General features: G+C 45.8%; 17 protein-coding genes. All 17 read left to right on the plus strand.

What is annotated here, in order from left to right:
• The first annotated feature begins 23 nt into the window (after positions 1-23).
• The 17 genes from C161_RS06440 (at position 24) to C161_RS06525 (ending at position 23,217) form a co-directional block, all read left to right on the plus strand.
• The gene (locus C161_RS06440) at positions 24-2,117 is read left to right on the plus strand and encodes a hypothetical protein (protein WP_036668860.1); all 2,094 of its coding nucleotides are present in this window, start codon (positions 24-26) and stop codon (positions 2,115-2,117) included.
• Positions 2,118-2,813 carry a LysM peptidoglycan-binding domain-containing protein gene (locus C161_RS06445; protein WP_036668863.1) on the plus strand — a complete coding sequence of 232 codons (696 nt, stop codon included), beginning with the start codon at positions 2,118-2,120 and terminating at the stop codon, positions 2,811-2,813.
• Between the two features lie 13 nt (positions 2,814-2,826).
• Entirely contained in the window at positions 2,827-3,837 is a 1,011-nt protein-coding gene (locus tag C161_RS06450) for an XkdQ/YqbQ family protein (RefSeq protein ID WP_051449611.1), read from the plus strand.
• A 6-nt stretch (positions 3,838-3,843) separates the two neighbouring features.
• Positions 3,844-4,101, plus strand: coding sequence for a DUF2577 family protein (locus tag C161_RS06455; protein ID WP_051449612.1), 258 nt, complete (start codon positions 3,844-3,846; stop codon positions 4,099-4,101).
• Positions 4,098-4,511, plus strand: coding sequence for a DUF2634 domain-containing protein (locus tag C161_RS06460; protein WP_036668865.1), 414 nt, complete (start codon positions 4,098-4,100; stop codon positions 4,509-4,511). The genes C161_RS06455 and C161_RS06460 overlap by 4 nt, the downstream gene beginning before the upstream one ends.
• Positions 4,504-5,562, plus strand: a complete 1,059-nt coding sequence (locus C161_RS06465) for a baseplate J/gp47 family protein (protein WP_036668867.1) — start codon at positions 4,504-4,506, stop codon at positions 5,560-5,562. The genes C161_RS06460 and C161_RS06465 overlap by 8 nt, the downstream gene beginning before the upstream one ends.
• A complete protein-coding gene (locus C161_RS06470; protein ID WP_036668870.1) occupies positions 5,559-6,104 on the plus strand; it encodes a putative phage tail protein in 546 nt (181 codons plus the stop codon). The genes C161_RS06465 and C161_RS06470 overlap by 4 nt, the downstream gene beginning before the upstream one ends.
• The gene (locus tag C161_RS06475; protein WP_036668872.1) at positions 6,105-7,871 is read left to right on the plus strand and encodes a tail fiber protein; all 1,767 of its coding nucleotides are present in this window, start codon (positions 6,105-6,107) and stop codon (positions 7,869-7,871) included.
• Positions 7,872-7,974: 103 nt separating this feature from the next.
• A complete protein-coding gene (locus C161_RS06480; protein WP_036668873.1) occupies positions 7,975-8,475 on the plus strand; it encodes a phage holin family protein in 501 nt (166 codons plus the stop codon).
• Positions 8,476-8,990: 515 nt separating this feature from the next.
• Positions 8,991-9,938 carry a glycoside hydrolase family 25 protein gene (locus C161_RS06485; RefSeq protein WP_036668876.1) on the plus strand — a complete coding sequence of 316 codons (948 nt, stop codon included), beginning with the start codon at positions 8,991-8,993 and terminating at the stop codon, positions 9,936-9,938.
• Positions 9,939-10,873: 935 nt separating this feature from the next.
• Positions 10,874-12,520, plus strand: coding sequence for an ABC transporter substrate-binding protein (locus tag C161_RS06495; RefSeq protein ID WP_036669197.1), 1,647 nt, complete (start codon positions 10,874-10,876; stop codon positions 12,518-12,520).
• Between the two features lie 207 nt (positions 12,521-12,727).
• Positions 12,728-13,732, plus strand: coding sequence for an ABC transporter permease (locus C161_RS06500; RefSeq protein WP_017690144.1), 1,005 nt, complete (start codon positions 12,728-12,730; stop codon positions 13,730-13,732).
• Positions 13,733-13,960: 228 nt separating this feature from the next.
• On the plus strand, positions 13,961-14,860 hold the full coding sequence (nikC, locus tag C161_RS06505) for a nickel transporter permease (protein ID WP_036668879.1): 900 nt from the start codon (positions 13,961-13,963) through the stop codon (positions 14,858-14,860).
• 1,332 nt (positions 14,861-16,192) lie between these two features.
• A complete protein-coding gene (gene htpG / locus C161_RS06510) occupies positions 16,193-18,073 on the plus strand; it encodes a molecular chaperone HtpG (protein ID WP_036668881.1) in 1,881 nt (626 codons plus the stop codon).
• Between the two features lie 683 nt (positions 18,074-18,756).
• A complete protein-coding gene (locus C161_RS06515; RefSeq protein ID WP_036668883.1) occupies positions 18,757-20,172 on the plus strand; it encodes a deoxyguanosinetriphosphate triphosphohydrolase family protein in 1,416 nt (471 codons plus the stop codon).
• A 21-nt stretch (positions 20,173-20,193) separates the two neighbouring features.
• Complete coding sequence (locus C161_RS06520; protein ID WP_200869406.1) at positions 20,194-21,219, plus strand: MsnO8 family LLM class oxidoreductase; 1,026 nt, start codon at positions 20,194-20,196, stop codon at positions 21,217-21,219.
• Positions 21,220-21,504: 285 nt separating this feature from the next.
• Positions 21,505-23,217, plus strand: coding sequence for a methyl-accepting chemotaxis protein (locus tag C161_RS06525; protein ID WP_051449613.1), 1,713 nt, complete (start codon positions 21,505-21,507; stop codon positions 23,215-23,217).
• Positions 23,218-23,302: the final 85 nt, after the last annotated feature.

A 23,302-nucleotide genomic window follows, 5' to 3' on the forward strand; every position in this document is an offset into this window, starting at 1 on the left:
AAAAGGAAAGGAGGGAGAAATAGATGTCCGATACAAGTATCGATGTAATTAATCCTCCGTCCATGAATACCCTGATCAATAATCTAAATCTGGTTCAAGTAAGAACAACCGAGATCCTTAATAATTTCAACCAGATTAACCGGATTAATCTGAACCAATTCAACCAGACGAATATATCCAACCATTTTAATGAAGTAAATCAACAACTGAATGTAACGATTAATCTGATGGAAAAGTTGGAGGATACGGCTGATGATACAAGCAATGCTTTGGGTGATAATCTGAGCAAACTCTCCAAGTGGGTGCAAATGGTAAAGTCCGCTGGAAGTGTTGTGTTAAAAGCTGCTGCTGAACAAGAAGACTTCAAATATCGTTACATGGTTGCCGCAGAAGATCCGGTACTCGGGGAAAGCATCTATAATAAGTATCGAGATCAAGCCTCCAAGAGTGGTCAGGATGTTAATGATTCGCTTAAATCTTCTCTAGGCTTCTTGCCGTTGGCACAAAATACAGGGCAGGTAGATCAGTTAAATGAAATGACTCAAAGATTGAGTATGTTATCACCGGATAATAAAAGTCTGTCAGATGCATCCAAGGCTATTGTTAGTGCCATGAATGGAAAGAATACTGATTTGGCGAGTCAATTCAACATACCGGAAAGTGCATTGACCGGGGCTGGATTGGGTGAATTTATACAGACTAAAGACCTTGACGGTTTTATACAAGGTTTGCAGACGGTTCTTGAAATGCAAGGTTACACACAAGAAGCCTTTGATACGATGCTGGATTCTCCATTGCAAAAATGGACGGCTCTCGTGAATCAGTTCAATGGAATACTATCTGAAATCGGGACAAGAGCTTTGGAAGTTTTATCTCCTGTACTTGACCGATTAAACGAAGCCATAAGCTCAGGTCAGTTCAGTGTTTTCATCGAATGGATTGGTGGGGCCTTCGCAATTATTGCTCAAGTGGTGGCATTTATCGTGGATGGGTTCATCAATTTTGCTACAGTTGTGCAAGAAAATTGGGCTATCATCGGACCTATATTAACAGCCATTGCTTTAGTGCTCCTAGCCAATATAATTATTACGCTCGGAGTTGTAATCGCGCAGGTTTATTTACTGGCAGCGGCATGGTTGGTAGCTAACTGGCCTATCTTGCTTGTAATTGTTGCCATTGCAGGACTCATCTTTATTTTGCAATTATGTGGAGTTACAGCTGGGGATATGGTGGGAGCGATTATAGGTTATTTTTATATGGTTTACGAGCATATGAAATCAATTTTTGCATCCATTCTGAATTATTTCATGTCTTGGGCTGAATTTGTCATCAATGTATTCAGAGATCCAGCATATGCATTCCAAAAGTTGTTTGTTGACATGGGACTCATTGTACTCCAAATTCTGTTCAACATTACAAAGGGAATTGAGGATTTCGCAGGTGGTTTCAAAGATCAGATCAACTGGATGATCGGTGGTATAAACAAATTAATACCCTATCTGAATAAAATTTTCGGTACCAATTGGGGCGGTATTAAACTAGTGGATGATGCTAACATTCATTCAATGAGTGGTAAGATACAGGGTTTAATGAGTGACCTTGAAGCGAGTGCTCCTGAGAGCCAAAAGGACGTTGTTAGTCTGTGGAGAATGGATGCTTCTGCGGATTATAAGGATGCATTTGATAAGGGATTTGGCCAGGGGAATGATTTGATGGATACCACCAAAGGCCTATTTCCCAACGGCTCTGATAAATTACCCGGGAAATTCGGCGGTTCAACTCCCAAAACACCTCCCATACCATCGATGCCAACTGCACCTGCTCCCACCGTTGTTCCCAATAGCAACATGAGTAACATCAACAAAATCAACAATATCGGACAGGTGGACAAGATCGGTGACGTGGATGGAACAGTCGATGTAACCAGCGAGGACTTGAAATTGATGCGTGAGCTTGCAGAGATGCAGGCGATTCAGCGATTTGTCAGCCTTACTCCAACCGTTCAGGTCACCACAGGGGATATCAACAGCGGACATGACGTGGACAGCATCATCAGCAAAATCACCGATGGACTGAACAGTCAGATCGTCTCCAGTGCTCAGGGGGTGTATGGATAAGTGGAATATTATATTCAACTAAGCTTCAATAATCGCTCCGAATACATGTTTTTCCCGGTCACACCAGAGAGCATTGAGTTTTCGGATTCGGGAGACGGCAGTACGTTTAACGTTAGCGCTTTGGGTGAAATTAACGTGATCAAGTCGCCGAAGCTACGTGAAGTCAGTTTCAGCGGGATTTTTCCGGCAGACTACAGCCCGTATCATCTGAACTACGATGCAAGACATCCGGCAATTCAGAAGCAGTTTTACCGTGATCCCTATGAATATGTGAAAAAGATCATCCGTTGGATGCAGACGGGTAGACCCGTCAGACTGTTCTTTTCCAGTGCAAGGTACACCATTAATATGGCGGTTTCCATTGAGAGCTTCGACTGGAAGGAGACAGCGGGTACGGTGGGCGATATCCAGTATGATATCAAGCTGAAGCAGTTCATTTTTTATGCCGCCAAAAAAGTAGTGCCACTCAAGGACAGCAAGGATACGGCTGCTTCGAAAACAAAAACCAAAGCCTCCCGGCCCAATGAAAAAATCCAGCCCAAGACCGTCACACTCAAAGCCGGAGACTCCTTGTGGTCTGTAGCCAAAGCCCATTTGGGAGATGGATCTCGCTGGAAAGAGCTGCAAAAGCTGAATAGCATCAAAGATGCACAACTGAAGAAGCTGCCGATTGGACTTGTGATCAAGCTTCCGTGAAAGGAGAGGGAATATGCAAGAGCAGATCAGGCTGGATGATAAGCTGGCAAACATGAAGGAACGGTTATTGCTGGATGACAAGCAGGGCAACATCTGGGACATTAGCGAAATTGCCGGTGACATTACGTACAAAACCTCCCGTATCGGCAAGCCTTCCTCTCTGGAATTCACGTTGATCAAGGGCAGTCTGTACCAGAATAAGAAATTCACATATGAGAATGGATATGTCGTGAAATATATCAGCAACGAGGTAGGCATATTTTACGGATATATCTTCTCGGTGGATAGCGGTAAGGACGAAAGTGTCAAAATCAAGGCCTACGACCAGACTCGTTATCTAACCGCGAATCAGACGTACAAGTTCGTTAATGCCACTGCTGCGGATGTAATTAAACGAATTTCAAAGGATTTCCTGTTGAAGACTGGTGATCTGATTCAGCCGAAATATGTTATTCCGCGTATGTTATTCGATAACAAAAAGCTGATTGACATGATCTGTGAGGCGTTGGATCGAACGCTGATCTATGGCGGTAAAAACTATATCTTCTACGATGATTTCGGCAAGCTTGTGCTTCGGGATGTGGAAGAGATGCCTTATGGTTTTGTCATTGGGGATAACAGTCTGCTTACGGATTACAGTTATACGCGGTCAATTGACGACCAGACATATAATAAGATCAAGCTATATCGGGATAACAAGGATACGGGAAAAAGAGAAACATTTGTTCATCAGGACTCAGGCAGCATCCGTCAATGGGGGCTGCTTTTTTTGTACCAGAAAGCGGATGACGGCCTGAATGAAGGTCAGATTGATGAAATGCTCAAGACCCTGATGACCCTCCGTAACCGCGAGACGCAGACGTTGAAAGTAGATGCACTTGGTGATTTCAAGGTGAGGGCAGGTAGTTTTGTCAACATCCAGATCGATGAACTCAAGATTAATCAATATTTTCTGGTAGACGAATGTACGCATAAGGTACAGGGCGGCGTGCACACGATGTCACTGGATTTGAAGGTGGTGTAACGATAAATGATGCTGGACGTGATTAAAAAGGCGGCGGTGGCCGCTGTAGATGCCAAGTCTCCCGTTCAGGTAATGTACGGAAGCGTGACAAACACCCAGCCTCTGGAGATCACCGTTGAACAACGGCTGGCATTGGCTGAACCTTTCTTGGTACTGCCGGAATCCGTAGTGAACAAAGCTTGGACCGTGGGTGACCATGCTTTGTTATTACGTGTTCAAGGTGGAGACAGCTTTGTTGTGCTGGATCGGCTGGTGAATCCATGATTCCACAGGGTGCGCATATTAGTGCAGAAGATCTGGAAGAAGCTGCTGTGCTTCCAAGTCTGACGTATGTATTTCAAGCTTCGGGACAACGAATTGGAAGGTTGCAATTGGAAGGAAAAGATGCGGTAAAACAGGCGGTGTATAAAGCGTTGTCCACACGCCGCTATGAGCATCTAATCTATTCTTCGGATTACGGCATGGAATGGTCCTGGGAAGGAATGGCCGGGAGATCCATGGTTGAATCTGAACTGGAACGCTGGATTCGCGAAGCGTTGCTTCCGGATGATCGCATTTCGGATGTAACCGAGTTCGATTTTGTCCACGAGGCCGATGGAGTGCGGGTGTCTTTTACCGTGGAAACAGATTTTGGCAGCTTCAGGGAGGAGACGGAGGTGAACATGGATGTATGAAGAGCAGACGTTTGAAGTTATTTTAAACCGAATGCTGGATAGGGTACCAGATGGTGTGGATAAACGTGAAGGCAGCATTATCTATGATGCGCTTGCGCCAGCGGCTGTGGAAATGGCTCAGATGTATATCGAGCTGGATGTGAACGCCAACCTGAAGTTTGCAGATACAGCTTCTGGAGAGTATCTGGATCGCGCGGTGGCTTGGTCTGGTATTAGTCGAAAAGCGGCCACGAAGGCACGTTGGGTTGGCAGTTTCCGGGATAACGAAGGGAAGCCTGTTGAGGTTCCATTGGAGAGTCGTTTTTCTACGGGGGATCGGGTGTATGTTGTTGTGGAACGCATCGCGGCAGGGCGATATGTGTTGGAATGTGAGGTTGCCGGAGCGGAAGGTAATGAATATACAGGGGCGTTGCTGCCCATCGATTATATAGCCGGACTGACGACAGCTGAATTGACACAGTTGCTGGTTCCTGGCGAAGACGAGGAAACGGATCAGGCCTTATATGATCGTTATCAGGACAAAGTTTCCCGTCCGGTCACGAGTGCGAACAAATATCAGTATGAGCTATGGGCACGGGAAAACTCCGGTGTGGGCAAAGCAAAAGCTTTTCCACTGTGGGATGGTCCGGGTACTGTCAAAGTGGCATTGCTGAATAACGAAATGCAAACACCTGCTGAGGCGGTCATTGCGGCGGTGCAGGAATATATCGATCCAACCCAGGATGGAATGGGCGAAGGTGCTGCTCCAATCGGACCTGTGGTTACGGTGGTGGGGGCGGAAGAGGTACCTATTGATGTGGAGGTGCAGGTCACGCTTGCTTCTGGTTCAACGTACGAGGGCGTGAAGACACTGATTGAAACGGGAGTTACGGCGTATCTGAAAGAACTGGCTTTTGCCGATCCGTTGGTTCGTTGGACACGTATTGCCAATGTGATTCTGGATATTCCACCCGTGATCGATTATAGCGATCTGCTGGTGAATGGTGGTATGTCCAATCTGGAGATCGCCCCCGGCGCAGTAGCTGTTCTTGGGACGGTGAAGGTGACATGAGTAAAGCAGAGGTGTTAATGACTCTTTTGCCCCCATTGTATGAAAATGTGCTTGAGATGCAGCTTCTTACAGAGTCCGAAGGTGTTGAGCTGGACAAGCTTACGTTAGGTTTGGAAAGTGTACTGGACCAATTCTACCCGGAGTCTGCGACCTGGGCATTGGAACGTTATGAGCGGGATTTGCAGATTCCTACCAATCAAGCCAAGCCGGATGACCAGCGGAGATCCGTAATCATTTCCAAAATGCGCGGAAGTGGTAAGGTTTCCGGTTCGATGCTCAAGAACGTGGCGCAGGCGTACGAAAGTGGCGGGATTGATGTATCCGTGTCACCTGAGGAATACTTGATCCGAATTCGCTTTATCGACACATGGGGCTTACCGCCCAATCTGGACGATCTGAAGGCCGCGATTGAGGATATAAAACCGGCACATATGACCGTGGACTACCGTCTACGGTATTTGACGATTGCGGAGGTTGAAAGCATGACGCGGGATGAGATTGAACAGACTCGGCAGGATAAATTTGCAGGAGGTGGAGCTTAAATGAATGAACCAAAAACACAAAATTTGGGGTTGAATAAGATTGATCGTTCCTCACCATCGACAACCTATTTTGATCTGGATAAGTATTTGGATCAGAACTGGGAGAAGGTTGATGAGGGTGTAGCGACTAAGCAAGATTTAGAGGAACTTCTTGAAGCGGTGGGTGAGATAGATGTTCCCGATGCGTCTTTGACGCAGAAGGGGAAGGTACAATTGTCTAGTAAGACGGACGGATTGTCCGAAACAGTGGCTGCGACGGAGAAGGCGGTAAGGGATGTTAGTATGGAGATAATATCAAATTATGTACGCCAACCAGGTTACGCTAGGACAACTGGTACGAGCTCAGCTTATGCGGCAAAGCTAATCCCTATTCCTGCAAATTTTGCTGATGGGTTTGGCATCACCATTGTACCACATGTAACAAATGGAGTTGCTCCTACGCTAAATGTGAATGGATTAGGTGCTATACCGCTAAAAAAACAAGATGGTACAGCATACTCTGCAGGTGATCTTTTGGCTGGGAAGCCTTACAGTTTTAGACGTGTAGGATCAGATTTTTTAGCAGTTAGTGGGGAACGGGAGGTGATAAAAGGATCAATTAAGTCTACAGCATTATTTACAGAGAACATATCTAAAGGTGAAATGGTCTCAATTGTTGATTACATGCGGTTTGTCGAGGTAACTGAAATCGCAGTTGGTTCGCATATTGAAATCAGTCAAGATGGTAGATTCTTGGTGGGGTATGGTGGTAATAGAGCAACAATTTATTTGATCAATTCCAATGGAACTCCAGCTTTTAAACAACTAATCTCCGTAGCTTCAGGTAGTGAGAGTATACTTTCCGTGTCGATATATGGTGATTTCATTGCGATAGGTACAAGTGCTAGTGGTTCTTTTCTTCGTATTTTTAAATGGGATGGAATATCATTTAATAGATTACCAGATCCGCAAATAAAACCATCAACTATCGTACATGGTGTGACGTTTTCTCCAGACGGAAAATTCCTAGTTGTCACTCAGCAGGCAACGTCATGGTTGGTGTATAGACGTAGCGGAGATACATTCACTAAACTTAACAATTTTACAGGAATACCCAGAGAATCTACAGATGTGCATGTTGCGTTTACCCCCGACGGCAAGTATGTATTTATGCCAACGGTGACGACAGCAGGAGTCTCTGTATTTAAAATTAGCGGAGAAATATTCACTAAACTATCAGCAACATTTGAACCGTTATCAATACAGCAGCGCGAAATGTGTATCACCCCCGACTCAAGGTATATTGTATTTTCAAGTCTTTCCCTTAAGAGTGGTCCGCTTGTTTGGAAAATTAATGGGGATGATACTTTCACTCCAACTGGCAAGGTTAAATACGCGAAGGGGCTGTCAGTACCTTCCGACATATACTACAGTGCTCACATGTCACCGGATGGAAAAATAATTGCCTTCACTGACTGGGGGGTAACGTTTAACAACTCGTACCTAATGAGTATTTTTGATGATGGTGCTTCTATCGTTTCATACATTAACATACCAGATATTCATGCACGTTACATTCATGATGTGAAATTTAGCCCTGATGGTAAATATATATATTTATTAGATGGTAATAGACGAACTATTGAACAATTTGATCGCATTAATACCAATAGTAAGGTATCGTTATTGAGAAGCGTCTCTGATATGAAAGGTGACGAAATGGGTATAGGGTATGCAGTTGAAGATGGTAAACAAAATGAAATAAAACAAATTATGAGACTGTTATAGCAATAGTGTAAACCTTTTAGTCATGGCTTTTGTTTACTTTCAAGGTGAAATTAAACATCCTACAATTCAAGAATTCTATTATAAAATAAGAGGAGGTGAAACCATGGAACGATGGGACAACCTATGGAAATGGGGAATCGCGCTTATGAGCAGCTCAGTAACCTACTTTTTCGGTGGCTGGTCAGGCGTGCTCGGTGTACTACTCGTGTTTGTCATCCTCGACTACCTAACCGGCATCGCGGCGGCGGGTATGAGTGGCAAGTTAGAAAGTAACGTAGGTATGTTCGGCATCGCACGAAAGGTATTTATATTTGCAATGGTATCGGTGGCTCATCTGGTGGACGGTGTTCTGGGAGACGGACATTTGTTCAGGGATGCGGTCGCCTTTTTTTATATCGCAAATGAGTTGTTGTCCATCATCGAAAACGGGGGAAAGTTGGGCGCACCTATTCCGCCAGTGATTCGGCAAGCTATTGAAGTGCTCAAGGGCAAAGGGGGAACCGGGGAACTTCCCGGTAACTTCTCCCCGAAGGGCAAAGATTCTTTCTCCAATCTAGAAACAGAGGATGTTGAACCTTCTGAAACTCAAGATAACGTTAAATAGTTTGAAATATTTTTAGTGTCTTCTTTACTATACCGTTGCTGAACATCGCAAGTGTAGTTTTTTTGAACTATATACATCTATACAGATTGAACTTAACATTTTCACACAATAACGGAGAGGACAGAAAAAACCTGAAAAAGCGAAGCTAAAAGCTTTCTGAAAGAAAGCTACTTCGTAAGCATAATCTCGCCTTTACCCCCGGATTTTCCCCTTTATAAAGAGAATCAAAAAATCCGGGGATAACAGCGATTGGAAGGTTATTCTGTCATCGGAGTGTCCGTGTGAACAAGGCTCAGTTCATTTCCAACACATTAGGGACACGCACACAAGCAACCCCTAATCCAACCGCATTAACTATAGGAGCATTTTGCATCAATCCAGAGAGTGACATCCAATCAGCAATGTATAGATCAGAATGCTCTAATCTGTCTATACTTGTACCCGGGAACGCTTGAATCGAATGATGTAAAATGCTGATACAAACGGCAATTTGCCGCATAAAGGGTGTGAGAAACATGCAAACGAGAAGTTCGGGCAACACACAGGGCATTGACGTCTCCCGATACCAGGGCAATATTGACTGGGCAAAGGTGAAGGCGAGTGGCATGACATTTGTGTTCATCAAGGCGACTGAGGGACAGACGTATACCGATCCGAATTATCAGAAAAACGTAACAGGCGCACTGGCGGCGGGTATGCTGGTCGGAACGTATCACTTCTTCCGCGCGACCTCTACCGATGTTGCCAAGGCAGAAGCGGCACATTATGCCAATACACTTAACAAAGTTGGAGGGGCCAAAGCGTTACAACTGCCACCCGTCATGGACTACGAGAACAATCCCGGCAACCTGAGCAAAGCGCAGATGAATACGGTTGCCAAAGCTTTTTTAACTGAATTACAACGTCTGACAGGTGTAAAACCGATCATATACACGGGCAATTCATTTGCCGGTAATTTTGACACATCACTCAGCTCATACGATCTGTGGATCGCGCGTTACAGCAACACCCGTGTACCGGACGACCAGCTGGCATGGAAGCGTTGGACGTTCTGGCAGTATACGGATTCGGGCAAGGTGAATGGTATTAGTGGCAACGTGGATATGAATGAATTCGAGGGAACAGCGGCACAGCTCAGAGCAAGATACGCAGCAGCCACTCCAAAACCACCGGAGCCATCCAATCCAACGAATCCAAGTCATCCGAATCCACCAACTGAACCACCGAAAGGGGGCGAACCGATGACAGCCGAAGAGAAAGCAACGTTTGATGCGCTCAAATCCCAGGTCGACAAACTACAGGCGCGTCAGCAAATGGAAGTTCCAGTATGGGCGAAGGCAGCTGTGGATGCAGCACTGGCATATGACACCAAAAATCCATTGTTCAGCATCGATAATGGGGCGAGTTATGATTTTTACCGTTTTATTACCGTGATGCATCGCAGAGGTTTGTTTAAAAAGTGAGCTGATTGTTAGCGAATTAAAATGTGGATTTTATCTGAATGTGGATTGAGTGGAGAAGGGACATGGGACGCTTTTTGTCGAACTGTGTTCCTTTTTTGTCTTTTGTGTAAGTAATATTAACGCATATAATAAAGTTAAAGACTTATGTCTGTAAATCTCTTGTCTAATTGATTAATGTGATGTAAAGTAAGTTACACGAAATTGTTTTTCACCACAGTTTATTTACACAATCCTCCTCATCATGACAAAACCATAACACATGAAGTTATTGTAATGTCTCCCTGTTGTACAATCCAACATCTCAAGATGACTCGTTCATACATTTTACACATCCAATCTGCAAGAGAAAGCCACCGATTTAAACAACTTACACGATTCATCAAACAACCTAGCCTTTGTTGAGTTTCTTTCATCCGTATTGCTAACGAACGATAACGATACCTAATCCGGTCTCCACACTCCATGCTCAACACGACACGCTCAAGGAACAGACTTTATTGCGTAGCCAGCAGCGTAGTATCCATATGCCCATCAGTATTTTTAATCTACCAACTTAAACTTGCTCTTACCAGTCCATACCCACTCGCTGTTGCTTATTGACCCAAGTTCAAATAAAACGCAACAAATTCATTCAATTTCATAGATTCATCTCACAAGATACGTTGTAGAACCTTTTTCTTTTTCTATAAAAGTAATCAAACGACGTCCTAAATCCATATGCACGATCTGATATTTACCTGTACTCCATACGTATCCCATGCTGTTTTTACATTTCATATACATGCCGTAATTTTCCCAGAACCTTAATACAGGTATCGCAGGCATCTAAAGCCTTTTATATGATACATAGCACCAAACCGATTGCCAACATTGGAGATCTTTCATGCCAGCATCACACACATTATGAGACAGGGAAGGGTGTTGTACGTATGCGAATGAGAAAAAAATGGATGTCCGGTGTTCTAACGATGGCTTTGAGTACCGTATTGGTGTTGTCTGGTTGCTCCAGTAACGAGAGTGGAGAGACTACGCCTGCCCCGGCAGAAGGAACTGACCCTCCAACCGAAACGGTAGCGCAGGATACGATGATTATGGGGCGTGGTGGGGATTCCGTAGCACTCGACCCGGCGATTGTAACCGATGGGGAGTCGCTGAAGATTGGGCATCAGGTGTTTGATTCATTGCTGGACTACAAGGAAGGCGGAACAGAAGTCATTCCTGGACTAGCAGAGAGCTGGGAGATTTCGGCGGATGGGCTCAAGTATGTGTTTAAGCTGAAGTCCGGTGTGAAATTCCATGATGGAACTGACTTCAACGCAGAGGCTGTTGTGTTCAACTTCAACCGCTGGGGTGATCCGGCGAGTGAATTTAAATTCGAGGGAGATTCCTTCGATTATTACGATTCCATGTTTGGTCCAGAGGACGGTCGTGTGATTAAGGAAGTGAAGGCGACGGACGAAACTACGGTGGAGTTCACATTGAACCAGCCACAAGCGCCTTTCCTGCAAAATATTGCGATGACGCCATTTGGCATTGCCAGCCCAACCGCGATTCAGGAGAAAAAAGAGAACTTTAAGAGCGAGCCTGTGGGCACCGGCCCATTTGTATTCAAAGAGTGGAAGCGTAACGACTCCATTACCCTGGAGAAAAACGCGGATTATTGGAAAGAAGGACTGCCAAAGCTGAACAAAGTAATCGTGCGTTCCATTCCGGATAATACCGCTCGCTTCAATGCCCTGCAAAACGGCGAGATTGATGTCATGGAAGACCTGAACCCGGACGATCTGTCCATTCTTGAGGGCAACAGCGAGTTACAGAAGATCGAGCGTCCACCGTTCAACGTGGCGTATATCGGCTTTAACTTTAAGAAGAAACCATTTGATAATGTCAAAGTCAGACAAGCCCTCAACCATGCGGTGAACAAGCAGGCCCTTATTGATGCGTTCTTTGCTGGACAAGCTGAGCCTGCCGTGAACCCGATGCCTCCAACGCTGTGGGGATACAACGATACCATTGAGGATTACCCATATGATCTGGAAAAAGCAAAAGCTTTACTGGCCGAAGCTGGCTTCCCTGACGGATTGCCTGATCCAGTAACCTTCTATGCAATGCCGGTATCCCGCCCGTATATGCCTGATGGCAAGAAGGTTGCGGAAGCGATCCAGGCCGATTTTGAGAAAATCGGAGTGACCGTCACCATCGAATCACCGGAGTGGGCAACGTATCTTGAAGATACAAAGGCCGGGGAGAAGGACGACATTTACATGCTCGGCTGGACAGGTGACAATGGTGACCCAGATAACTTCCTGTATACACTGCTGGATAAAGATGCCATTCCAAGCAACAACCGCAGTTATTATGTAAACGAAGAGTTGCATGTGTTGCTGACGGATGCGCAGAAAGAAACAGATCAGGAGAAACGTGCGGAGCTTTACAAACAAGCGCAGGCAATTATCAAGGAAGACGCACCGTGGATTCCTCTGGTACACACGACGCCAATTCTGGCGGGTAAAGCAAACCTGAAAGGTTTCGTTCCTTCTCCACTGGGCACCGAATCCTATGCCGGTGCTTATTTCGAGTAAGCTGTAAGCTGAACTTATCCATTTCAGGATAACTGCGATCTGAAGATGGCACTACAGTTCGGAGTGATTACGTTTTAATTCTTTCTATCAAAGCGCTGGTGAGACGAAATGCTTGGCAGAACCCACATCCGGACGTAACTATCCAAAGCATGCGTTTTTGCCGGCGCTTTTTATTTTGCACGATATGTCGAAGGCAGGTGAACAGGATTGAACAGCTATATTGTCAAACGTGTGCTTGTGTTGCTGCCCGTACTTCTGGGCATGACCCTGATTGTTTTTTCCATCATCCACGCCATTCCGGGTGACCCGGCCGAGACCATACTTGGGCAAAAGGCAACCGAACAATCCAAGCAGGCCCTTCGTGACCAGCTCGGTCTGGATAAACCCTGGTTCCAGCAATATTTCGCCTACTTGGGTGATTTGCTCAAAGGTGACCTGGGAACATCCATCCGCACCAAGGTGCCTATTGCCCAGGAAATTGTGCCTTATCTGACAGCAACCCTTGAATTAACGATGGCAAGTATGTTGTTTGCTGTCATTATTGGGGTGAATGCCGGTATTGTCAGTGCATGGAAGCACAACTCCTGGTTTGATTATTGCTGTATGGTCATTGCTCTAGTGGGTGTATCGATGCCGATTTTCTGGCTCGGTCTGATGGAACAATGGTTGTTCGCGAACAAGTTGCAGTGGCTGCCATCCATTGGACGCATGAATGCGCGTGATCCGGTGGAAGCCATTACGGGCTTGTATGTGCTGGATACGATGATTGCTGGACAATGGAATCAGTTGTGGACCGTAACGAAACATTTGATCCTGCCAAGTGTTGCGCTTGGTACGATCCCGATGGCCGTTATTGCCCGGATGACCCGTTCCAGCATGCTGGAAGTGATGAGTTCCGATTACATTCGTACAGCAAAGGCGAAGGGATTGGGTCCGTTTTTTGTCGTATATGGACATGCGCTCAAAAATGCGTTTATTCCCGTCCTCACGGTTATCGGCATCCAGACCGGATCGTTGCTCGGGGGTGCGGTGTTGACCGAAACGATCTTTGCTTGGCCGGGCGTGGGACGTTATATATATGAAGCGATTAGTTCGCGGGACTATCCGGTGATCCAGAGTGGCATTCTGATCGTGGCGTTCTTTTTCGTGGTGATTAACCTGATTGTGGACTTGCTCTACGCCGTGTTTGATCCTCGTATTAGTTATAAATAGGAACTCCATCAAGAACCAATCTGCAGAATCGAAGCTAAAAGCTTTCTAAAAGAAAGCTACATCGGAAGCATAGGCTGCGCATTTTATCCGGATTTTCACCTTTGAAAAGGTGATCAATATAATCTGGGGATAACAGCAATCAGAAGATGATACTACAATCGTAGTGCTTGAGTGTAATAGAACGCGTTGATCTTTTGTTATATTTATATTCAAGAAAGGAGACACCGCATGGCCAAATTATCGACCAATACCGGACCATCCATTGACGCTGCGTCGGCGAGCATATCCGGTCCATGGCGGGAAGCGTGGAGAACGTTTCGGAGAAATCGGCTTGCGCTTGCAGGTCTGATTATTATCGTATTTTTTATCCTGTTGGCCTTCCTCGCGCCATACATCGCACCTTACGATTACAAGGAACAGGTGCTGGTGGATCGGCTTCAGTCCCCTTCGGCAGAGCATTGGTTTGGTACCGATGATCTGGGGCGTGACGTGTTTTCCAGAGTGCTGCATGGGGCGCGTATTTCCTTGTGGGTGGGCTTTTTCTCCGTCATTGGTTCCATTATCGCGGGTACGTTGCTTGGTCTCATTGCCGGGTTTTATGGAAAATGGGCGGACATGCTCATCTCGCGTCTATTTGATATCTTGCTTGCCTTTCCGGGGATTTTGCTGGCCATCGCCATTGTGGCGATATTGGGCCCCTCGTTGCAAAATGCACTGCTCGCCATCGCCATCGTGAATATCCCGACCTACGGAAGGTTGGTGCGTTCACGGGTACTCAGCTTGAAACAGGAGGAATTCATTACGTCGGCACGGACACTTGGAGCGAGCAATGGGCGAATCTTGTTTCGCCACATTTTGCCCAATAGCCTTACTCCGCTGATCGTGCAAGGTACATTGGGAATTGGAACGGCGATCATCGAAGCTGCTGCACTCGGATTTCTAGGCATGGGTGCACAGCCACCCGACCCGGAATGGGGTAAAATGCTGTCGGACTCCCGTCAGTTTATACAAAAAGCACCGTGGACACTGATCTTCCCCGGCGTTTCCATTATGTTGACCGTTCTCGGCTTCAACCTAATGGGCGACGGCCTGCGCGACACCCTTGATCCGAAAATGGTGAAAAAGTAAAATTTTCAAATTCAAACTCTAACCCTAACCCTAACCATAACCGTAACCGTAACCGTAACCGTAACCGTAACCGTAACCGTAACCGTAACCGTAACCGTAACCGTAACCATAACTTGTAACCCACGCTCAAACTGCGACTTTGATTGAAACCCTAACTTTTTCTGTAACGCTGCATGCGTGCCAAAGCTAACATTAACACAAACCGTAAGCGCTAATTTTTATCGCAATCCTATTTGTAGCTGTAACCCCAACGTCTGCTTCAACTCTAACGAACCTGGGGAACCTTATTTTACGATTTTCAGCCAATTTCCCAGTCTAACGAACCTCAAACACGCAATTTTGCGAAAAACCTGTGGAAAGGCTCGTATAGTTGGCTAAAGGCAAGAAATAGTGTGTCTACGATTCGTTAGCTTACGAAAACCTCCCCAAAGGCCAATTAACGCCTCTGAGATTCGTTAGCGCGTGACTGTCATACTGCTCAAGACATTCAAGCAACCACAATACCAACATACCTACCAAAATACCCATACAATATACGTCAGTCTCAACACAGTAAGGCCGAGGATACTCCAAGGTACATTAGATGGATATGTTTTAACGCTATCTACTACAGCAACAGACACATCACAATCTTTGACCATGCCGGTTCGAACTTTGGTTCGAGGCGGCTTTTGTTTTACCTGCGAAATTACGTTAAAATGATTGGTGATGTGCAAATGTTAAAGAGTTATTCGATCTTTTAGTTAAAATAACCGCCTACGTATTGACACCCAATTTTCCCATATGTTATATAAAAGGAAGGGTTTAGCACTCCGATCATCAGAGTGCTAACAGATGATGTTTTTACTATAAGCTTACATATGGAATGATTCTGTTTTTGAAAATAGATATTGAACCTGAGTAGAACATGCGAAGCCAAGGTATGCAACAGACTTGAAGCTGCATTCCACGTCTAAGAAATATCACTTCATTGATATTCTCTATCCTAAAAAATCAGTCGCTGATCAAATGCAAAAGTAGTTCAGGGGACGAAATCGATTTGGAGGAAGCAGAGTGTTCGCCTTTATCACCGGATTTCTCCCTTTTAAAAAGGAAATCAAAGAAATACGGGGATAACAGCGATCCGAAAAACGATTCGTAACCGGAACGGCTACATTGCAGAACGTCGTGCACTTATTTTTACAGTGAGCCAGTTAGAAGTGAAGCACAATATCTGTGGACTAGAGCGATCAAAGGTTTTTGAGTCTACTAATGGCCGCAGGATTATCTCAGTTACTTTCTATTTTCAATCAAATCATTCGATATCCCAATTTGAAAGGAGTCCAACCACTCATGGCTAAAAAAGAATTCCAGGCAGAATCCAAACGTTTGCTGGATATGATGATCAACTCCATTTACACCCAAAGAGAAATCTTTTTGAGAGAATTGATCTCCAACTCCAGTGACGCCATTGATAAAATTTATTACAGAGCACTTACGGACGATTCGCTCGTTTTCAACAAAGAGGACTACTTCATCAAGCTCACGATTGACAAAGAAAACCGCACGCTCACACTGACAGATACCGGAATCGGGATGACGCAGGAAGAGCTGGAGAACAACCTGGGGGTTATCGCGAAGAGTGGTTCCCTGGCGTTCAAGAAGGAAAATGAAGCAAAAGACGGCCACAACATCATCGGACAATTCGGGGTTGGTTTCTACTCGGCATTTATGGTGGCGGACAAGCTGACCGTAACGAGTAAAACGCTGGGCAGCGACGAGGCTTGGAAATGGGAGTCCGAAGGCGCGGATGGTTACACGATCACACCAGCTGAGAAAGATTCCGTAGGTACAGAGATCGTCCTGACGATCAAAGAAAATACTGAAGAAGATTCATATGACGAATTTTTGGAAGAGTACCGCCTGAGATCCATCATCAAGAAATACTCCGACTTCATTCGCTACCCGATCAAGATGGATGTAACGGGTCAACGTCCGAAAGAGGGCACGGAGAACGAGTTCGAGGAATACCAAGAAGAACAAACCGTGAACAGCATGGTGCCGATCTGGCGTAAAAATAAAAGCGAACTGACCGAAGAAGACTACAATAACTTCTATATGGAAAAACGCTACGGTTTTGACAAACCGCTCAAACACCTGCATATCAGCGCAGATGGCGCTGTGGTATATAATGCAATCCTGTTTATCCCGGAGAACACGCCGTTTGACTACTATACCAAAGAGTATGAAAAAGGCCTTGAACTATACTCCAACGGTGTATTGATCATGGATAAATGCGGGGATCTGTTGCCAGATTACTTTGGATTTGTTAAAGGTATGGTGGATTCCGAAGATCTGTCCCTGAACATCTCTCGTGAGATGTTGCAACATGACCGTCAGCTTAGCCTGATTGCGAAGAACATTAAGAACAAAATCAAGAGCCAACTGCAAAGCCTGCTGAAGGACGAGCGTGAGAACTATGAGAAGTTCTATCAATCGTTTGGCCGTCAATTGAAATATGGCGTTTACAGCGACTATGGTGTGAACAAGGATACTTTGCAGGATCTGCTGTTGTTCACGTCTTCCAAAGAGAGCAAACTCGTGAGCCTGGACGAATACGTCTCCAGAATGCCGGAAGATCAGAAGTACATCTACTATGCATCTGGTGAGTCCATTAGCCGTATTGAGAAGCTGCCGCAGATCGAGGGTGTTCTTGAAAAAGGGTACGAAGTATTGTACTTTACCGATGACATCGACGAGTTTGCAATCAAGATGATCACGAACTACAAGGAGAAAGAATTCAAATCCATCTCCAGTGGTGACCTGGGTATCGAAGATAGCGCGGACAAAGAAGAAACGGACGCTCAGGACAACGACAACAAAGAGTTGTTTGAAGCAATGCAAGCTCAATTGGCGGGTAAAGTCAAAGCGGTTAAAGCTTCCAAACGCCTCAGAAGCCACCCGGTATGTTTGTCCACTGAAGGTGAGCTGACGATTGAGATGGAGAAAATCCTGAAAGCTATGCCGAATAGCGAAAACGTACAAGCCGACAAAGTGCTGGAAATCAACGTGAATCACGATGTATTCAAATCGTTGAAAGACGCTTTCGCACAGGATCAGGAAAAGCTGAACCTCTACACTAGCCTCCTGTACCACCAAGCATTGTTAATCGAAGGATTGCCAATTCAAGATCCAGTAGAATTCACCAACGATATCTGTAAGGTTATGGTGTGAAAATCCTTCGTACAAGGGTGCGATAATATCCTTGATGCAAAAGTTCATGTAGCTCCAAGAGTAGACTGCGTGAACATTAAGTTTAGTAGCTAAATCGAAACACTGCATCCACCATATTCATCCGACAGGGCATTTCCGTCCTGTCGGTTTTTGTTTTTTACCCATAACGGGGAGGGTGCAGGGGAGGCATACTATCATTGAAACAAAAGATGATATTTTCTAAATTGAACTTGATTTTCACTCGATTTTAGCGAGATAACTGGTGAATACGATTTTTGTATTTAAAGGACAGCAAAAGTAGTGAAGGGGACGGAATCGATTCTGAAGAAGCGAAGCGTTCGCCTTTATCTCCGGGTTTTTCCCTTAATAAAGGGAATTCAGAAAACCTGGAGACAACAGCGATCAGAAGAACGATCCGTAACCGGAACGGCCACCTGGTGGCACAGTAAATACTTATGGTTGTTATGCTATGGAGCGAGCATATGTGAATAATGAGTTCAATATGAATCATTATCATTTAGATGCACGGATGATAGTCTGGCAGGGTATAATAAGAGAAGATGACTGTTCATTACAAGTTGATGTAAGAAGAGATGACAATCACAGACAGGTTTTACTTTTCGAAACCACAGATGTTGTGTATAATCACTCAAAATAGAGACAGTCGGCTAGGAGTGATCCCCATGCAATGGAACGATCTGAGAGAACATAGACAATATCCTGAATTAACCAAATTGGATGGATCTCGTGCAGCGTATGAACGGGACTATTCGAGACTCATTCATTCACCGACCTTCCGTCGGTTACAGGGCAAATCGCAGGTGTTTGGCGCAGGAACGGGTGATTATTATCGTACTCGCTTGACCCATTCCCTAGAGGTGGCACAGATTGCACGAGAGGCTGCCCGAAGTCTGATTCGCCGTTTTCCCGAGGTAGACTGGGACCGCGCGGACAACCCCGGCCTTATTATTGATTCAGAAGTGGTGGAGTGCGCTGCAATTGCACATGACTTCGGTCACCCGCCGTTTGGACATAAAGGTGAAGAAGTATTGGATGGTATTCTGGATGACCTCATCAACACCGAGGCTAAGAAAATCATGAAAAAAAGCCGCAACGCCAAAGTTCCCAAGGTCGAGTCTGAAGTACGTGCTGAGTTAAAACGGAAATACGAGCATTTTGAAGGCAATGCGCACAACTTCCGTCTCATTATGCACTTGGAGAAACGTGAAGATATCGACGGACTGAATCTGTCTGATGCGGTATTACTAGGAATCAACAAGTATCCGTACCCTGGGACAGAGAGCAAAAAAGGCATGTATCATCATGAGTGGCAATATATTCGGGAGATCCGTGATCGCTGGAACGTGCCGGCAGGCAAGAAGACGCTGGAAGCACAGTTGATGGACCTTTGCGACGATATTGCGTACTCCTCACATGACCTGGAGGATGGCATCAAAGCAGGCAAAATTGAAGTACATGAGCATTTCCTGCAAGATCCGCATGTGAATCGACTGATTGTGGATAAAATTACAACGCTGGAGGATCTGTTCTGGAACGGATGGACCCGAGAAGCGATTGGGCAAAAGGTAGAAGAGGTCCTCGCTTCGTTCCTGCGCATCTGGAATGAAAAGATGCCGTTCTGCGAACATGATTACTCGCGTACCCGTCGTGAGGTGAAAGCCTATTGGGTGAGCTTTTTTGTAGGCAGCCTGGGCGTTATTGATGACGGTGACTGGAAGAAGGTAACTTTTGTCCGTGAAGGGGCTGAAGACCTCGATATGCTGCGTACGGTGAGTGTGCTCAAGAGTTTTGCCTGGGTAACCATGATTCGTGATCTACGTGTACAGCGTCTACAGAAGCGCAGTGAGTGGATGATTAAGCGATTATGGGATGCATTCCTCGATCCGGAAACGTCCAAATCCATTATTCCATCCGACTGGCTGCAGCGGTATGAGAAGGATCAAGCCAAAGCCCAGCCGATCTGGACTTGGGAACACATGGTGATCGATTATATCGCAGGAATGACGGATGCATTTGCCGAGAAAATATATAATGAACTCTACGGTCTGAAGGTGGGTTCGATCTACGATTTGGATTAAAATAAACCGATATAAAGGGAGATGAGACGCGTGGCTAAGCGAATGAGTGAGACGTTCAGTCTGGGCGTACTTGACCTTGTTCCAAGGTTAAACGATGCCACAGCGGAACAGGCGCTTCAACAATCGGTGACACTTGCGCAACATGCCGAGGCTTGGGGATACGCCCGATACTGGACGTCAGAGCATCATGATATGGCTGAACTGGCATCGGCCTCTCCCGAAGTACTGTTATCGCACATCGGAGCAAGGACAACAACAATCCAACTTGGCTCTGGTGCGGTCTTGTTGCCGCATTATAGCCCGCTCAAGGTTGCGGAGTCGTTCCGCCTGCTGGCTGCGCTCTATCCGGGGCGCATTGAGCTTGGGCTCGGACGTGCTCCGGGCGGTGGACCTCATGCCACGATGGCACTCAGTGGCAATTACTTGCAGCATGTGTCCAAGCTGCCTGAATCACTCGCAGCACTCACAGAACTGCTCGAAGACCGCTATATGTACGAGGATCATTCCGTGACAGCTCGTCCGATTCCCGAGCTCCCGTTATCACTCTGGATGTTGGGAACTAACGTGAAGAGTGCAGAGTTTGCGGCACGGTTTGGCATGGGATATGTCTTTGGTCAATTCATGAGTGATGCCGATGGTACAGAGGCTGTAAGGCGATACCGAGAAGGATTTATGCCTAGTGCAACGATGAAGGAACCTGAGGTTATGGTGGCAGTCAGCGTATTGTGTGCCGAGTCAGAGACGGATGCTATGGCCTGGAGTCGTGACATGGCGGAGAGGCGCAAGCTAGATGGAAAAGAACGTTCAACCGAGTCGAATTCAAGTGGTATCGCGGTCTCTAACACGAATGATGAAGCCGTTAGTGATCAAAATGAATCGGTGCGGCACTATGCAGGTACAGCTGAGCAGGTATGGGCGCGATTGCAACAGGTGAGTCGCAGGCTGGATACGGAGAGGTTGCTTCTGGTTACGGCAGGACCAGATTATAAGCGCAGGTTGGATTCATATCGATTGCTGGCTGAGCATAAGACGGCAATACTGAACTAGGCTGATCATTTTATGATGTTAGCCGTTGAAATCCGAACAAACCGAAGAGCTGCAGATCGGGACTTTACCGTATGCTGCAGCTCTTCGGTTTGGACTTTGTCAAGATTCAACAATTTTTTACAAAACCAAGCATCTAAATGACAAAATAATGTTATAATACGTTACGTCTATTTTCCTATCGATATAATATAGAGAAGTTCTTTTGACAAGAGGTCAAAAGAAGGGGAAAACAATGACATAAGCACCTGAATTCGGGATGACCGAAGAGGTCAAGGGGGAAATCATATGTTCAGCAGATTCAAGATCAAGAGTATCGGTCTGCGTATCAGCATCGCGTTCTACTTGTTAATCCTCTGTTTAATTATTTTGAGTGTCACGATTGTCACCCGGATGAATTCAATTGAAACCAACACTAATGAAATTACGAACAATTGGATGCCATCAATCCAGCAAATTAACCGGTTAAATTATACCACAGAACATGTTCTGTCACTAAGTTATCGTCACTTTGACGCGGATGAAACAGACAAGGCATTTTTGTCAGAAGAGCGTACCAAGTATATTCGTGAAACGACGCAGGCGATTAAAATCTATGATCAGCAGGAGAAGTCTGCGGAAGAGCTCGAACACTGGAATGCGTTCAAGAACAAATGGGAAGCGTATCTCAAGATTAATACGCAATCGATCAAGCTGAGTGATGAGGGTCAGACACAGCTGGCGAAGGAAGTAGCTGATAAAGGTGCTGATTCCTTTGACACCATGCAAGTCGATCTTGATTATCTCGTGGAATACAATCAGGAACAGTCGAATCTTGCGGCGGCCCAAACGATCAGATCGGTACAGGATGGTAGATTAATCATCATTATCGGTGTTCTTGTCATGATTGCCATTACAGCGATCAGCATTCCGATTATTCGTTCACAGGTCGTGAAACCACTGCTACGTGTCATTAGTGCGGTGAAACTGATTGCAGAAGGCCAATTGAATGTTCAGGACATACATACCAAACATGAGGATGAAGTTGGTGTTCTGGCCAAAGCGGTGAATGACATGAAAGGTAACCTGACTTCCATGGTTCTGAGCGTCAGACGAATTGCGGAAGCTGTTAATCTACAAAGTGGGGAACTGGCAATATCCTCAGAAGAGGTTAAGATTGGTAGTCGACAGATTGCTGTGACAATGGAAGAGTCAGCCAAGGCCGCAGAGAGCCAGGCAGAGACAGCCGTGGAATCAGCCCGTACGGTTGAAGTGTTGAATGATCACATTCAGAGTCATACGGAACAAGGCAGCCAGCTGCGCGTCATGTCGGATCGTGTACTGGAACAAGGGTTGAATGGTCGCAAGGTGATGGAACAGTCGGTGCAGCAGATGCAACAGATTTCCGGCTCGGTCTCGGCTTCCATGGACAAAATGGAACGGTTGAATCGTAAAAATGAAGATATTTCCAAGCTGGTTCAAGTCATTCATGACATTGCACGCCAAACCAATCTGCTGGCATTAAATGCCTCCATTGAGGCAGCGCGTGCGGGAGAGAGTGGACGCGGATTCGCCGTAGTGGCATCAGAAGTGAGGAAGTTATCTGAGGCTGTGCAGACTTCGGTTGAAGAGATCACGGCGATTACCGAGGATATTCAGCAGGAGTCACAAGGGGTGGTTGCGGAATTACGTACGAACGTTCAGGAGACCGAACTGGGTCAGGAACATGTGCTTACTTCAGGTCAACTCTTCCGTACAATTAATGAATCGGTGGAAGGCATGGTTGGTGTCATCGGCACTATGACAGATGGTCTCGCAGGCATGCAGGAAGCAAGCGGACGAATGAATGATTTCAGTCAGCAGATTTCCGCTGTTTCGGAACAATCGGCAGCGAGTGTGGAAGAAGTTTCTGCATCGGCGGAAGAGCAAGTAAGTTCCATGGAAACGATTAGCGGCAACATTCAAAGTCTGAAAGAATTATCGGAAGATTTGCTTACATCCATTGAAAAATTAAAAATATAACCTTGTTCTTATAATAGAAGAAGCTGGAATCACGCTGGCGGCTAATGGTGAGAAATCAGTATGATATATGAGCTGTTGGCCTATA

This window comes from Paenibacillus sp. FSL R5-192 (genome assembly GCF_000517845.1).
Lineage (GTDB): Bacteria > Bacillota > Bacilli > Paenibacillales > Paenibacillaceae > Paenibacillus > Paenibacillus amylolyticus.

Excerpts from the sequence above, each read along its gene's own strand:
- C161_RS06520 (WP_200869406.1), top strand. The coding sequence starts at position 20,194 with ATGAGACGCGTGGCTAAGCGAATGAGTGAGACGTTCAGTCTGGGCGTA.
- C161_RS06495 (WP_036669197.1), top strand. The coding sequence starts at position 10,874 with ATGAGAAAAAAATGGATGTCCGGTGTTCTAACGATGGCTTTGAGTACC.
- C161_RS06480 (WP_036668873.1), top strand. The coding sequence starts at position 7,975 with ATGGAACGATGGGACAACCTATGGAAATGGGGAATCGCGCTTATGAGC.
- C161_RS06460 (WP_036668865.1), top strand. The coding sequence starts at position 4,098 with ATGATTCCACAGGGTGCGCATATTAGTGCAGAAGATCTGGAAGAAGCT.
- htpG (WP_036668881.1), top strand. The coding sequence starts at position 16,193 with ATGGCTAAAAAAGAATTCCAGGCAGAATCCAAACGTTTGCTGGATATG.
- C161_RS06465 (WP_036668867.1), top strand. The coding sequence starts at position 4,504 with ATGTATGAAGAGCAGACGTTTGAAGTTATTTTAAACCGAATGCTGGAT.
- nikC (WP_036668879.1), top strand. The coding sequence starts at position 13,961 with ATGGCCAAATTATCGACCAATACCGGACCATCCATTGACGCTGCGTCG.
- C161_RS06485 (WP_036668876.1), top strand. The coding sequence starts at position 8,991 with ATGCAAACGAGAAGTTCGGGCAACACACAGGGCATTGACGTCTCCCGA.
- C161_RS06470 (WP_036668870.1), top strand. The coding sequence starts at position 5,559 with ATGAGTAAAGCAGAGGTGTTAATGACTCTTTTGCCCCCATTGTATGAA.
- C161_RS06455 (WP_051449612.1), top strand. The coding sequence starts at position 3,844 with ATGATGCTGGACGTGATTAAAAAGGCGGCGGTGGCCGCTGTAGATGCC.
- C161_RS06450 (WP_051449611.1), top strand. The coding sequence starts at position 2,827 with ATGCAAGAGCAGATCAGGCTGGATGATAAGCTGGCAAACATGAAGGAA.
- C161_RS06440 (WP_036668860.1), top strand. The coding sequence starts at position 24 with ATGTCCGATACAAGTATCGATGTAATTAATCCTCCGTCCATGAATACC.
- C161_RS06515 (WP_036668883.1), top strand. The coding sequence starts at position 18,757 with ATGCAATGGAACGATCTGAGAGAACATAGACAATATCCTGAATTAACC.
- C161_RS06525 (WP_051449613.1), top strand. The coding sequence starts at position 21,505 with ATGTTCAGCAGATTCAAGATCAAGAGTATCGGTCTGCGTATCAGCATC.
- C161_RS06475 (WP_036668872.1), top strand. The coding sequence starts at position 6,105 with ATGAATGAACCAAAAACACAAAATTTGGGGTTGAATAAGATTGATCGT.